Source organism: Leptolyngbya sp. KIOST-1 (assembly GCF_000763385.1).
Taxonomy (GTDB): domain Bacteria; phylum Cyanobacteriota; class Cyanobacteriia; order Phormidesmidales; family Phormidesmidaceae; genus Nodosilinea.
On sequence record NZ_JQFA01000004.1, the window covers coordinates 1888199 to 1901611 of the forward strand.

A 13413-nucleotide genomic window follows, 5' to 3' on the forward strand; every position below is an offset into this window, starting at 1 on the left:
ATTTTACCCCCCCGTGGCCATTTCCCACAGGATTTACCCTTAACCACAGCCGGGTCTAGGGCATATCACCAATTCATCTGCTGAGTTCAGATCGGCCACCGCCGGGGGGGCTCCAGAGTATGACAAGATTGAAGGGGCGCAATGCGCTGCAGAATAGAGACCGCCGGGGGCGGAAAATGGAGTTATGGCCAAGGATATAAGGGCAATGAGAGGGGCAATGAGTAGACGGCTGGGTTTGAACGGGTGCCCTCTGGCACAGCTGGGGTGGGGGTTGATGGTGGTGCTGAGCCTGTGGCTGGGCCAAACCGCCCCGGCCAATGCCCTGCCCACGGGCGCTCTGCCCGCCAGCCCCCTGGTCGCCTACCTGCCGCCCGGCAACGCCATCACCGACGGTCGCGCCCTGCTGCGCTACTCCCTGCCCATCGACAATTCGGATATTCGAACGGTGCAGGCCACCCTGGAAGGGCTATCGGACTGGCTGCGCAGCAAGCGCTGGGGACCAATTGCCAAGGATCTGAACAAGGTGGAGCGGATTTTGATGCGCAGCCGGGAGGAGATCCTGGCGGCGGTGCCCGGCGGCAAGCGGGCCGCGGCCATTTCCTACCTCGACGACATGGAGGCCCAGCTGGTGCCCCTGCGCGAGGCGGTGGATCTGCGCGATCGCGAGACCGTGTGGCTGAAGCGAGCGGCCATTCTCGAAGATGTCAGCCGCATTGAAGAGCTGATGGTGAAGGAGTTCCCCTTTGCGGTACCGCCGGAGTACGACACGCTGCCCCAGCTCAAGGGGCGGGCCACGGTGGAAATCAAAACCAATAAAGGCACCATGCAGGCCATCATCGACGGCTACAGCGCTCCCGTGACCGGCGGCAACTTTGTCGACCTGGTGCAGCGGGGGTTCTACGACGGCATGGAATTTACCCGAGCCGAGGATAACTACGTGCTGCAAACGGGCGACCCGGCGGGTCCCGAAGACGGCTTTATCGACCCCAAAACCAAGGCCTACCGCGCTGTACCCCTGGAAATTTTAGTCAAGGGCGACGAGGCCCCGGTCTACGGCACCACGCTGGAGGACATCGGTCGCTTTTTAGACGCGCCGGTGCTGCCCTTCTCCGCCTTCGGCACCCTGGGAATGGCCCGCCCCAATACCGATCCCAACGGCGGCTCCTCACAGTTTTTCTTCTTTTTGTTTGAGCCGGAGATGACCCCAGCGGGGCTGAACCTGCTGGACGGGCGCTACGCGGTGTTTGGCTACGTGGTGGACAACAAAGAGGTGCTCGACCAGCTCACCCAGGGCGATCGCATCGAGTCGATTCGGGTGGTGGCCGGGGCCGATAACCTGGTGCAGCCCACCTGAGTTCACCCCCCCCTAGCCTGCCCCACTCGTTATCCTCTGCCCCTGCCGTGAGCGATCCACACACCATTGCCGACCTGGGGGAACTGGGGCTGCTGCAGCGGCTGTTCCGGTTCTGCCCCGGCGATGTGGTTGGCGACGACGGTGCGGTGGTGGCCGTCCCCCCGGACCAGCGGCTGGTGGTGACCACCGATGTGCTGGTGGATGGAGTGCACTTTAGCGATCGCACCACTAGCCCCGCCGACGTGGGCTGGCGCGCGGTGTCCGCCAACCTGTCTGACCTGGCCGCCATGGGTGCCACCCCCCTGGGCATCACCGTGGGCCTGAGCCTGCCGGGGCACACTCCCCTGGCCTGGGTGGAGGAGTTGTACCAGGGTATGGCCGCCTGCCTGGCCCGCTGGGGCGGCGCGGTGCTGGGGGGCGATCTCTGTCGCGCCGACACCCGCAGTATTGCCATTACCGCCCTGGGCAGCGTGCCCTCCGATCGCGCCCTCTACCGCCATCGGGCCCAGCCGGGGCAGGCGATCGTGGCCACGGGGGACCACGGGCTGTCGCGAGCGGGGCTGGAGCTACTGCTGCACCCAGAGCGCGGCTCAGGCGTCGCGGCCGCCGACCGCGACCGCTGGATTGCCGCCCACCAGAGGCCCCAGCCCCGGTTCGATGCGATCGCCGCCCTCTGGGATGTCGTGGGCACCGGGGCAGAGGCCGCCGCGATCGCCGCTATGGACTCCAGCGATGGCCTGGCCAACGCGGTGCTGCAGATCGGTCAGGCCAGCGGGGTGGGAGCCAGTCTACAGGCCTCAGAGCTGCCGATCGATCCCGCGGTGGCGGCCTGGGTGGGGCGATCGCAGGCGATCGACTGGTGCCTCTACGGCGGCGAGGACTTTGAGCTGGTGCTGTGCCTGCCCTGGCCCGTGGCAGAATCCCTCCGGGGCAGACTGGGGCAGCCCTGCGCCATTGTCGGTGAAACCACATCCACCCCGGCGGTGGAACTGCACTCAGCGGACTCAACCAGGGTTCTCCGGTTTGACCAGGGGTTTCAGCACTTCACGGCGGCGACTTCAGGGGAAGTCGGCCCAGAACCCGGCTCTAAACAATAGTTTCAGAATGGAGCACCCTATGGAGCACCCTCAGACCGGTAGGATTTAATGGGGGTGGTTCTGGTGACGCCGGATCCGAGCCCTACCCGTTGGCCCAAGGTCCTGTTTTGCAATGACTGCTAATCCTCTGGATGACCTGCGGCCCCTCTGTCGAGACGAGGCCGCCTTTGAGCAACTCCAGCAGGTGCTGGCCCAGCGCGAGGCCAGCCGCGAGCAGAGCCAGCTCGATGAGGTTCGTCAGGCTCAGCGCACTCAGATTCTAGAGGCCCAGCGCCAGGCCGCCGAGGCCGCTAGCCAGGCCAAAAGTCGGTTTTTAGCCATGATCAGCCACGAGCTGCGCACACCCCTCAACGCGGTTTTGGGTCTGTCGGCTCTGTTGTCGCGCCAGGTGGTTGGCCCCCTTAACGCCAAACAGGCAGAGTACCTCGACTACATTCACGGCAGCGGCGAGCATTTGCTTGCCATCATCAGCGATATTCTCGACCTGTCCAAGGTCGAAACCGGGCAGGAGCACCTGCGGCTCGCCGAGGTGTCCCTAGCGGAGCTGTGCCAGACCTGCCTGGCCATGGTTCAGCCCCAGGCCGCCGAAAAGGGGCTGACGCTGAGCTATCAGGGCTCGGCGGAGGTCTCTACCTGCCTGGCCGACGAGCGCCGCCTGCGCCAGATGCTGCTCAACCTCCTGTCCAACGCGGTGAAATTCACCTACCGGGGGCAAATTGCCCTGGCCGTGCGGCGCTGCGGGGCCCAGATCGAATTTCAAGTTTCGGACACCGGCATTGGCATTCCGGCCGACCAGCTAGAGCATATTTTTCAGCCCTTTACCCAGCTCGATCGCGGCCTCAATCGGCAGTACGACGGCACTGGTCTGGGGCTGGCCCTGACCCGCCAGCTGGCCCAGCTCCACGGGGGGCACCTGCGGGTTGAGTCCCAGGTGGGGCGGGGCAGCCAGTTTTTCCTGCGGCTGCCCCTACAGGGGCCAGCGGCCAGCGGCGCGGCGCGGCCAACGGTGCGGCTGGGGCAGAATGACCTGCGCCTGGTGCTCATAGATAATGATCTGGACCACCACCGTGCCCTGGTCGCCTACGTGCGCACCTGCGGGTGGCAGGTGACCGGCTGCCGCAGCTGGGCCGAGGTGCAGCAATACCTGCGGGCCCACAGGCCCGACCTGGTGATCGTGGGCGATCGCGAAGCTCGCAACCTAGCCCTGGGGGACTACCTCAAACAGCTCAAGCCTCCCCAGGTGGCCCAACCCATCAAGGTGGCCATCCTGCGCCCCAACGATCTCGCCCTCGACACCCTAGCGGACGCCGATGCCTACATTGACTTGCCCCTCACCATTGCCAAGCTGGAGCGAGTTCTGTCGCTGTAGGCCCAGCGGCGGGCCGTCGAACGGCAAGGACTGGAGGACAGACAGGTTCCTTGGGCAGGTCTACAGAATTCGATACACTGTTTCGATACACTATGTAGACAATTGGCCCTGTGTTGGCCCGAACTATCAGCGAGCACACGCCCGACATTACCCTCAGGATCAGGCCCATGACTTCGGTTTTGCCCCAAGCGGCTTCCTCAGCGCCCACCATTGCCCCTGAAAAGACCCGCCAAACCACCCGCAAGCCGTACCCCAACTACAAAATCATCGTGCTCAACGACGACTTCAACACCTTTGAGCACGTGGCGGCCTGCCTGATGAAGTACATCCCGGGCATGGGCAGCGATCGCGCCTGGGAGCTGACCAACCAGGTGCACCACGACGGTCAGGCCACCGTCTGGGTGGGTCCGCTGGAGCAGGCGGAGCTTTACCACACGCAACTTACCCGCGCTGGCTTGACGATGGCACCCCTTGAGAAAGCATAATCAAGGTAGGTCAGCTTAAATCTTTCTTAAAAACCTGTATGACACAAGCCTCGGACGGTCGCCTTGTCTGGAACCACTCCACCCATCTACCTGGGCTGATTCCTATCCTCGAACGTCTTCTGGACCAGCCCGGTATTGGCACCGTTACCCCCGGGGTAATCGCAAACGTCAGAGCCCACTCCCCCGAACTGCGAGTCAAGGTATCGGTACCCATTCGCGGCGGCTTCAAGCTGATTGCCCGCAAGGGTAAGACGGTGCAGGAAGTTTTTGTGCTCACCGACCTGGACAAGCCCACGCTGGAGAGCGCGATCGCCCAGGCGGTGGCGGCGGCCGGGTGACCGTGGGGTTGCCCCAGCATGTTGTTCAGGAAGGTCAGGCCAGGTTCAGGGTAGGGGCGGCATTTTACCGCCCCCAGAGCGCGATCGCCCGCGACCTCGCCACCCTGGCCGCCGCCCTCTACCGCCAGCGCCACGGTCGGCTGCGGGTGCTCGACGCCATGACCGGCTGCGGCGTGCGCCCCCTGCGCTACAGCCTGGAGGCCGGAGCCGACTGGGTGTGGGCCAACGAGGGCAATCCCGAACTGGCCGGCCTATTGCAGGAAAACCTTGCCAGTCTGCCGGGCGAACGCTACCGCCTGAGCCACCGGGATGCCCACCAGGTTTTCCTGGACTGCTTCCAGCAGCGCGACTTCTACGACCTGGTAGATATCGACAACTTTGGCGGCCCGGCCCCCTACGTCAGCACTGGGCTGTGGGCGACCCGCCTGGGCGGCCTGCTCTACCTGACCAGCACCGATGGCCGCGCCACGGGCGGTCACGACCCGGAGCGCAGTTTGAGAACCTACGGCGCCTGGGCGCGATCGCACCCCGCCGTCTACGAGCAGGGCTTGCGGCTACTCCTCGGCCACGCCGCCCAAACCGCCGCCGCCCGGGGGTTGGGCATCGAGCCCGTGTTTTCGCTGTTTACGGGGCAGGTGCATCGGGTGATGGTACGGCTGACCCGTAAACCAACGCTAAACGAGAAAACCTACGGATTTCTAGCCTACTGCCACCGCTGCGGCCACTTTCAGACCCTGCCCTGGCGGCACCTGGGCCGGGAAACCTGTGTCTGTGGCCCCGACACGGCCCCGGTGGTGAGCGGCCCCCTGTGGCTGGGACCGCTGCACGACGGAGCCACGGTGACCGCAATGCAGGCCCTGGCCGAGGACTGGACCTGGCGATCCCAGGCCAGGCTGTTAGCGACTATGGCCGAGGAGATTGACCTGCCGCCCTACTACTTTCCCCTGGGGGAAATTGGCCGCCGGGGGCGGATGGACATTCCCAACCGCGATCGGCTGATCGCGGCCCTGCAAGCCCAGGGCCATCGGGCCGCAGTTGCCTCCATGGACCGGCAGGGGGTCAAGACCGATGCGGCATTTGAGACTTGTCTGGCCGTAGCCAGGACCATTCAGCAAACCCGAAACCCAAAACCTGAAACCCGAAACCTGTAACCCGAAACCCACTTCCCCCAGTTTCCATTCCTGCAACCAGGCCGCTCCGCTCCCTGCCCCGTGCCAAGGTAGGGACAGCGTTAATCAATCGTCTTTGTTATGGAATACCAATGGATCAGCTGGGCCGCCATAGCGGGCAGTTTGGCAGTCCTGAGCCTGGGCTGTGCCCAGCTTCAAGCTCAGCCCCTTGTCCCGGCTGATTCCCCCAATCAGCTAACCCAGACCTCCGCTGTGGCCCCCGAAATGAACACCGAACTGACCCAGGCCCAGCTGGCCTTTGGCCTGGCCCTGTTTGAGCAGCTGCGCCAGGAGACCCCCGACCAAAACGTGCTGGTGTCGCCCACCAGCGCGGCCCTGGCCCTGGCGATGGCCTACAACGGGGCGGGTGGCGAAACCCAGGCGGCGATCGCCAATGCCCTGAGCCTGCATGGCCTGACCATTGAGCAGGTCAACCGTGGCAACCAGGCACTGACCCAGCACCTGGCCCAGCTCGACCCCGAGGTGGCGCTGGCGATCGCCAATTCCCTCTGGGTGAATGAGCAGCTGCCGGTGCGGGCCGACTACATCGAGCGCATGCAGGCCGCCTACGGTGCCGAAGTGGCTGCCCTTGACTTTGGCCGCCCCACCGCCGCCGATCGCATCAACAACTGGGTAAAGGAGCAGACCCGCGATCGCATTCCCACCATCGTTGACCAGCTACCCCCCGATCAGCTGCTGGTGCTGGTCAATGCCGTCTACTTCAAAGGGGCCTGGAGCGAAGCCTTTGACTCCGCCCGGACAGCGGAGCGCTCCTTCACCCTGGACAGCGGCGAGAGGATCCAGCACCCCCTGATGGCCCAGAGCGGCGACTATCGGTACCTGGAGACCGATCAGTTTCAGGCGGTCAGCCTGCCCTACGGCAACGGATCACTGAGCTTGGAGGTACTTTTGCCCGCCCCCAACACCAACCTGGCCGAGTTTTCCGCCCAGCTAACCGCCGAAAACTGGCAGAGCTGGATGAACCAGATGCGATCGCGCCCCGGCAACCTGCAGCTGCCCAAGTTCCAGTTTGAGTACGAGGCCGACCTGATCCCGGCCCTGCAAGCCCTGGGCATGGGCATCGCCTTTACCGAAGGCCAGGCCGACTTCTCAGGCCTCACCGACCTGGAGGCCTTCATTAACCAGGTGCGCCACAAAACCTTTATCGAGGTCAACGAAGCGGGCACCGAAGCCGCCGCCAGCACCGCGATCGGTATCATGCCCACCTCGATGCCCATGCCGCCAGCAGATCCCTTCGAAATGGTCGTCGATCGCCCCTTTGTGGCTGCCATCCGCGATCGCGACACCGGGGCGTTGCTGTTTGTCGGCGCGATCGTCGATCCGCGTTAGGGAGTGGGGGGTGGATGGGTAGGCGGGTAGGCGGGTAGGTGGGTGGATGGGTTAGCTGCACTCTCCCACTCTCCCACTCTCCCACCCATCCACCCATCCACTCCCCTCACATCCCCCGTCGCCGCTGCTCCAGCAGTCGCTGCCACTCGTCGTCAATCTTGTCCTTCTGGGCCGCTTCCTGCTCGCTCAGATCGGTTTCAGTGGTGTAGGCCAGATTGTTGGTACCCAGCACCGTCTGCCCAGTTAGCGACTGGGCAAAGACGAGTTTTTCGCGCTGGTCGTCGGTGGGGTCGTACAGCGCTTCGGCCCGCTGCTCGCGGTCGGTGTTGCGGGCGTCGATGCGCTGGTTCTGGCGCTGCACCCAGAAGTAGCGGACCAGGGGAATGCCCAGGAACGCTGAGCCGTAGCCCAGCAGCACCCAGTAGAGCGAGTTGACCAGGGCGACAATGCCGCCCATCTGCGCCACCATGGCCTGGTCTTGCAGCATGCTGCCCAGCACCAGCGCCCCGATCAGGTTGGCGCCGCCCAGGCCCGCCGCCGTCATGATCTGCCCGGAAGTGGCCTGGCTAAAGCGCCAGGGAAGCTCGCGCAAAAACTGGGGCGGAGACAGTCGCCGCCGCTCCTGGGCGGTGATCTGGAGCTCAGGGAACTGGTACACAATGCCGCCCTGGGGGCTGACCTGGGGCACACCGTTAAACCGGCTGAGCACGGGCACCATAAAGTCTTCCAGTTCGCGATTCCAGCCCTGGCCCAGGTCGTTCAAAAACGGAGCGATTTGCTCGGCCACCACGACCCCGCCGTTGGCCTGAATCACCTGGGCAATGCTCTGCCAACGGCGATCGTCGAGGTCGGCGTTGGGATTGCCGTCCCCAAACAAAAAGGAGAAGATCGCCTCCAGGATATTCATCTCCTCTGGAGTGCGGGGCTGCTGGCGGCGACGGCGGGACCTGGGCGGTTCAAAGGTGCGAAACATCCTTGGCCCAATCCATATCCGGGGCAGGAAGATCATCCCGCCGCCACCACCGCGACGGCGACTGTCCCCTTGCTGACCTGCGCTGCTGGCCGCGATCGCCAGGATCGCAATCGCCACCACAATCAGCACCAGCGAGAGAATCAGCAGAATGCCAAAGGAAATGCGGATCAGGTAAAACAGCACCTGCCACACCCGCTCCCAGGTCGCTTGCCAGCGCAGCCGCCAGGATTTGCTAAACAAAATCCCTTGAATGTTTTTGGGGAAGACGTAGGCGATCTCCCCCGACTCGGCCACCTGAAGATGGGCCTGCACCTCGGAAGCCAGGGCCAATACCCCCTGCTGCGCCTCCGCCAGGGGCATACCGGCCTCGGCGGCCACGTCCCCCACGGTGACTCGATAGCCCAGACGCTCCACCGCCCGGGTAATAGTCTTTGTCTGCGCTACATCTTGCGCCATAAGTAAACGAACCCCCTGGGCTCTAACGACCGGGCAACTACCAGCTGCATCTACAACCAGTATAGAAAGCGCGATCGCGAATCACAGGGGGCAGTTAACCGTACCGAAGGGCGGAGGGGTGTAGGACTTCTCTAATCGTCCCTTTACCCCTTACCCAGCACCTGGTCGCGGATGGCGGCAATATCCCCCAGCAGCTCCTGCCGATTGGAGGCCTTGAGCAGGTACCGATAGAGGAACCAGCCGCTGTAGATCAGGCCGATGAGTTCAAAGGTGGGAGCCAGCAGCGGAAAGTCGTTGATGGCGCTGAGCAGAGCCAGCACCAGCTTGACCGCAATAATGGCGGCAATGATCAGACCCACCGTCACAATTGGGCGACGGTATTGCTTGAAGAACGTTGATACGTAGTCCGGCAGATCTCCCAGCAGGGCAGACACCTTGTCCCAAGCCTGCTTCACCTGGCGGGTCGCCTCGTCGCCCAGGGCTCCAGCGGCAGTTTCCGACGTTTCTACGTCAAGCACCGGATCGCTCATTGGCGTTACGGGCTCTGTATATGCAGTATCCGATTCAAATTCTGTACTCATGACGGATTATCCCAGGGGCTTAGTTTAAGGTCTATAGGAATACCAGATCCAGCGCGGGAAATATACCTTCCCCGCGGACAAAACTTCACGGCTGGACCTGGCTCGGAGTTAAACTCGAAATAAGAATACACCCAATTTCCATTGAGCGTTAGGAGTGTTATAGACCTAAACCAGGCGAATTTCAATTTTTTTTGCCCTGATTCGAGCCGTTCAGGCGGTACGGTTGCCGCCGCCTATTCCCCAGAGAACCCCTCCAGGGAATCTAAATACTTGTAAAGCTGTTTGCGATCGACCACAAAGCCGGGGTCGGGCTGGTCGGCCTGGCCCCGTTGCCGCGCTGGCGTCGTCCAGCGAATAAACCCTCCCTGGCGATGCTTGCCAGCGCGATCGTTAGAATAATGTGATGTCATTGACGCTCTCACTTCGGCCCCATTACTATGGCATACCAACTGATCCCAGGAGGGTTTTAGCCCTATCGAAACGGTCTACGGCAATCTAAAGGGCCTCAAGCCCAGCCAGCTCAAGCAGCTGCAGCGCCTTTACCACCAGCGGCTGCCGGGAGACTGCGTAGTCACCCCCGAGTTTGCCCAGCGGCTGGCGGCGGTTAGCACCGACCTTGACAGCCCGGTCTCCGCCTACGTCAACCGGCGGGGGCAGGTGATTCGCGTTGGTGTGGGCACCCTGCGCCAAACCCAGATCCCCCCTCAGGAGCTGCCCCGTTACGGGGCCGAGCGCCTCAGCGGCATTCGCTGCATCACCACCCAGTTTGAGCTGGACCCGCCCAGCGAGGCCATTCTCACCACCATGGCGCTACAGCGGCTGGATGTGCTGGCGGTGCTGGCCCTGACGGGTACCGGCTTTACCCGCCGGGGTGGCGGTGCCACGGGCTATATCCAAAATGCCTACCTGGCTCACCTGGTGCCCCACCCCGAGCAGCGCTGGCTGGTGTCTGACCCGGTGGCCCTAGACGAGCTGGCCCAGCAGGATTTTCTGGCCCTGGCCGAGGGCATAGAGGCCGAGTTTAGTCGCGCCTTTACCGCCCTCCAGGTGGAGGACGATCGCGATCGCGTTCTGGTGGTCGGCCTGTTTACCAACGACCAGAGCGACGACCACTTCCACACCCGGCTGGAGGAACTGGAGCGGCTAGTCGATAGCGCCGGCGGCGAAGTGCTGGAGACCCTGTACCAAAAGCGCCCCCGCCCCCACCCTCAGACCGTACTGGGGGCGGGCAAGGTGCAGGAGGTGGCCCTGGCGGCCCAGACCGTGGGGGCCAACCTGATCGTGTTCGATCGCGATCTGTCCCCCATGCAGGTGCGCAACCTGGAGAATCTGGTGGGCATTCGGGTGGTGGATCGCACCGAGCTGATTCTCGATATCTTTGCCCAGCGGGCCAAAACCGGGGCCGGCAAGCTCCAGGTGGAGCTTGCCCAGCTGGAGTACCAGATGCCCCGCCTGCGGGGCCGGGGCCAGGCCATGTCGCGGCTGGGGGGCGGCATTGGCACCCGGGGCCCCGGTGAAACCAAGCTGGAGACCGAGCGCCGCGCCATTCAGCGCCGGATCAGCAAACTCCAGCAGGAGGTCAACCAACTCCAGGCCCATCGCGCCCGCCTGCGCCACCGCCGCCAGGACGACAACCTGCCGTCGATCGCGGTGGTGGGCTACACCAACGCGGGTAAGTCTACCCTGGTGAATACCCTGACCAATTCGGAGGTCTACGCCGCCGACCAGCTGTTTGCCACCCTCGACCCCACCACCCGCCGCCTGGCCATCACCGACCCCGAAACCCATGCAACCACCCAACTGGTGCTGACCGACACCGTGGGCTTTATCGAAGAGCTACCCGCCTCGCTGATGGACGCCTTTCGCGCCACCCTTGAAGAGGTCACCGAAGCCGATGCGCTGCTGCACGTGGTGGATGTGTCCCACCCCGCCTGGCAGGACCAGATCCACTGGGTGATGCAGATTCTCAAACAGATGCCCATCGTCCCGGGGCCGATGCTGCTGGTGTTCAACAAGAGCGATCGCGTCAGCAGCGCCGACCTGGCGATTGCCCAGGACGAGTACCCCAACGCCCTATTTATCTCCGCCACCGAGCGCATGGGGCTAGAGACCCTGCGATCCCGCTTGCTCCAGCTGATCGACTACGCTGTGACGGTTTAAGGGCTCCGTCTACTAAATCTTTGGCCCTGGGGTTATGGTTGGGTCAGAACAGTGGCCTCACCCCGCCAAAAGGAGTCGTCGGTGCCCGATCAAACCATCAAACGCAGCCTTCGGCGCTACGAACAGGACTGGTTCAGGCTGCTGTTTCGCATCCAGGGGTCGGTGATTCCGGCGGTGATGCCCCGGGTATTGCTGTGCGCCGTGTTTTCGGTGGGCATTTTGCTGCTGTATGCCCGGGGCTGGCCGCTGGCCTCGCCCATTTTGGGGTCGCTGGTGCCCAGCCTGGTGCTGGGTCTGCTGCTGGTGTTTCGCACCAACACCTCCTACGAGCGGTTTTGGGAGGGGCGCAAGCTGTGGGGCAGCGTGGTCAACCTCACCCGCAACCTGGCCCGGCAGATGTGGGTGGCGATCGAGACGCCCCAGCCCGCCGACCACGCCGCCAAAGTGGCCGCCGTGCGTCTGCTGCCGGCCTTCGCGGTTGCCATGAAGCTGCACCTGCGGGGCGAGCCGCCCGACGGCGAGCTGGCCAGCCTGCTCACCGCCGACCAGTTTGCTAAACTGCGGCAGATGAACAGTCCGCCCCTGGAGATTGCCTTCTGGGTGGCGGACTACCTGCAAGCCCAGCAGGGGCGCGGCACCCTCAATCCCTACCAGCTCACCTACTGTCTGGAGACGCTGGATGACCTGGTCGATGCCCTGGGCGGCTGCGAGCGCATTCTCAAAACCCCCATGCCGGTGGCCTACAGCATTCACCTGAAGCAGCTGCTGATGCTGTACTGTCTGGCCCTGCCGTTTCAAATGGTGGATACGGTGGGCTGGGGCACGCCATTCCTGGTGGCGCTGATCAGCTTTGCGGTGTTCGGCATCGAGGAAATCGGCATTGAGATCGAAAACCCCTTCGGCCACGACCCCAACGATCTTCCCCTGGACGCGATCTGCCTCACCATGCAGCAAAATATCGAGGACTTGATCTCGCTGGTGCCGGGAGTGGGGCGATCGCCATTCCCTACCCCACCTAAGCTGACCACCTGAAACGATCGGTCCAGATCGCGGCTTTGCTATCCCACCTGAGTAAGCTGGCCTAAGTAGACGTACCTGGACCGATCAGAAACGACTTCAACTCTGCCCCTACAGCCCTGAGCGAGAACTTTTCCTCAACTCTAGATTTGGCCCGCCCTCCCAGATCCTGGCGTAGAAAGAATCCAGGGACACATGAATGGAATCCAAAAAATCCTCTAGAAAGTCGCCCTAAATGAGTAAGGCCACCACCGACGAAGACGAGGCTTGAGTTGTTTCCATCTAAATTCAAAACGATGTTTGCAGAGGTGCTTAAGTTTCACTCTGTACTCCCTTTTATAAGGGGGCAGGGGGAATTATCACAATGGCCTTTATCCAGGTAAAATTCGCTATATCTACTTGGTCGGCTTTTGCCAAAGCGACGCTATTTCAGTGCCAGGACTTTGAGACTGGTGGAACCAGTAGGCTAGCCAAATAACTGGGTTTAGCAGGCAGAGTAGCAAATAGCGGCTGACCTTTGAGAGCTTAGAAAAAGCAATGTCATGACCAATTACGGTGAATGAGTTTATGAAGGTTGCATGCCGTTGATAAGGTATCGAGATCCGTTGCTTTAGATCGTCAAGGGTATAGCCCCGCCGCACATGCCCCCACTCTGCCATGACGCTTTCTTCGGCTGGGCAGAGGGGTTTGAAGATCGCGTAGTAGGGAAAGCGCCAGATCGACCTATCTGGGGTGCTGACTAAGAGATAGCCACCGGGTTTAAGGACTCGGAGTGCTTCAGAAATCGCGGCTGCGTCGTCTGGGATATGTTCCAGTACGTCAAACATCGTGACGGCGTCAAACGAATGGTCGGGAAAGGGAAGTTGGGCGGCATTTCCACAGACAAAGGTCACGTTTGGTTTTTGATTACAAGCCGCCTTGGCGAACTGGGGGTCCAGGTCCAGGTTAGTGACCTGGGCTTTGGGATAGAGCAGCGCTGTTAGCCCCCCCTGGCCACCACCGACCTCCAGAATGGATTGAAAGGGTTGTTCGGGGGCTATGGTGTGAATAGCCCGCATTTTCTC

The 13413-nt window shown here is 62.7% G+C and carries 13 protein-coding genes; 9 read left to right on the top strand and 4 right to left on the bottom strand.

Going from position 1 to position 13413, the window contains the following annotated elements:
* Positions 1-217 precede the first annotated feature (217 nt).
* From NF78_RS25275 to NF78_RS25305, 7 genes are all read left to right on the top strand, one after another.
* Positions 218-1354, top strand: coding sequence for a peptidylprolyl isomerase (locus tag NF78_RS25275; RefSeq protein ID WP_225885415.1), 1137 nt, complete (start codon positions 218-220; stop codon positions 1352-1354).
* A 47-nt stretch (positions 1355-1401) separates the two neighbouring features.
* The gene (gene thiL, locus NF78_RS25280; RefSeq protein WP_035992770.1) at positions 1402-2451 is read left to right on the top strand and encodes a thiamine-phosphate kinase; all 1050 of its coding nucleotides are present in this window, start codon (positions 1402-1404) and stop codon (positions 2449-2451) included.
* Between the two features lie 112 nt (positions 2452-2563).
* Positions 2564-3820, top strand: coding sequence for a sensor histidine kinase (locus NF78_RS28630; protein WP_052050941.1), 1257 nt, complete (start codon positions 2564-2566; stop codon positions 3818-3820).
* Positions 3821-3987: 167 nt separating this feature from the next.
* Entirely contained in the window at positions 3988-4305 is a 318-nt protein-coding gene (clpS, locus tag NF78_RS25290; protein ID WP_035994087.1) for an ATP-dependent Clp protease adapter ClpS, read from the top strand.
* A 38-nt stretch (positions 4306-4343) separates the two neighbouring features.
* On the top strand, positions 4344-4643 hold the full coding sequence (locus NF78_RS25295; protein WP_035992773.1) for a DUF2103 domain-containing protein: 300 nt from the start codon (positions 4344-4346) through the stop codon (positions 4641-4643).
* An 8-nt stretch (positions 4644-4651) separates the two neighbouring features.
* Positions 4652-5794 carry a tRNA (guanine-N1)-methyltransferase gene (locus NF78_RS25300; protein WP_225885416.1) on the top strand — a complete coding sequence of 381 codons (1143 nt, stop codon included), beginning with the start codon at positions 4652-4654 and terminating at the stop codon, positions 5792-5794.
* A gap of 99 nt (positions 5795-5893) precedes the next feature.
* On the top strand, positions 5894-7162 hold the full coding sequence (locus NF78_RS25305; RefSeq protein WP_035992779.1) for a serpin family protein: 1269 nt from the start codon (positions 5894-5896) through the stop codon (positions 7160-7162).
* Between the two features lie 106 nt (positions 7163-7268).
* On the opposite strand, the gene NF78_RS25310 is transcribed toward NF78_RS25305, so the two are convergent.
* The 3 genes from NF78_RS25310 to NF78_RS31590 all read right to left on the bottom strand — a co-directional run bounded on the left by NF78_RS25310 (position 7269) and on the right by NF78_RS31590 (position 9582).
* Complete coding sequence (locus NF78_RS25310; protein ID WP_035992782.1) at positions 7269-8591, bottom strand: hypothetical protein; 1323 nt, start codon at positions 8589-8591, stop codon at positions 7269-7271.
* A 143-nt stretch (positions 8592-8734) separates the two neighbouring features.
* Complete coding sequence (locus NF78_RS25315; protein WP_225885417.1) at positions 8735-9121, bottom strand: CAAD domain-containing protein; 387 nt, start codon at positions 9119-9121, stop codon at positions 8735-8737.
* A gap of 284 nt (positions 9122-9405) precedes the next feature.
* On the bottom strand, positions 9406-9582 hold the full coding sequence (locus NF78_RS31590; RefSeq protein WP_156119966.1) for a hypothetical protein: 177 nt from the start codon (positions 9580-9582) through the stop codon (positions 9406-9408).
* A gap of 247 nt (positions 9583-9829) precedes the next feature.
* Between NF78_RS31590 and hflX the strand changes: the two genes are divergently transcribed.
* Both hflX and NF78_RS25330 read left to right on the top strand, forming a co-directional pair.
* A complete protein-coding gene (hflX, locus tag NF78_RS25325; RefSeq protein WP_263970695.1) occupies positions 9830-11332 on the top strand; it encodes a GTPase HflX in 1503 nt (500 codons plus the stop codon).
* Positions 11333-11413: 81 nt separating this feature from the next.
* On the top strand, positions 11414-12364 hold the full coding sequence (locus NF78_RS25330) for a bestrophin family protein (RefSeq protein WP_081972988.1): 951 nt from the start codon (positions 11414-11416) through the stop codon (positions 12362-12364).
* A 380-nt stretch (positions 12365-12744) separates the two neighbouring features.
* On the opposite strand, the gene NF78_RS25335 is transcribed toward NF78_RS25330, so the two are convergent.
* A complete protein-coding gene (locus NF78_RS25335; protein WP_197064961.1) occupies positions 12745-13407 on the bottom strand; it encodes a class I SAM-dependent methyltransferase in 663 nt (220 codons plus the stop codon).
* Positions 13408-13413: the final 6 nt, after the last annotated feature.

Bases quoted from the DNA above. Each gene is read 5' to 3' on its own strand.
- NF78_RS25275 (WP_225885415.1), top strand. From the start codon at position 218: ATGAGTAGACGGCTGGGTTTGAACGGGTGCCCTCTGGCACAGCTGGGG.
- NF78_RS28630 (WP_052050941.1), top strand. From the start codon at position 2,564: ATGACTGCTAATCCTCTGGATGACCTGCGGCCCCTCTGTCGAGACGAG.
- clpS (WP_035994087.1), top strand. From the start codon at position 3,988: ATGACTTCGGTTTTGCCCCAAGCGGCTTCCTCAGCGCCCACCATTGCC.
- NF78_RS25305 (WP_035992779.1), top strand. From the start codon at position 5,894: ATGGAATACCAATGGATCAGCTGGGCCGCCATAGCGGGCAGTTTGGCA.
- NF78_RS25315 (WP_225885417.1), bottom strand. From the start codon at position 9,121: ATGAGCGATCCGGTGCTTGACGTAGAAACGTCGGAAACTGCCGCTGGA.
- NF78_RS25310 (WP_035992782.1), bottom strand. From the start codon at position 8,591: ATGGCGCAAGATGTAGCGCAGACAAAGACTATTACCCGGGCGGTGGAG.
- NF78_RS25335 (WP_197064961.1), bottom strand. From the start codon at position 13,407: ATGCGGGCTATTCACACCATAGCCCCCGAACAACCCTTTCAATCCATT.
- NF78_RS31590 (WP_156119966.1), bottom strand. From the start codon at position 9,582: ATGACATCACATTATTCTAACGATCGCGCTGGCAAGCATCGCCAGGGA.
- NF78_RS25295 (WP_035992773.1), top strand. From the start codon at position 4,344: ATGACACAAGCCTCGGACGGTCGCCTTGTCTGGAACCACTCCACCCAT.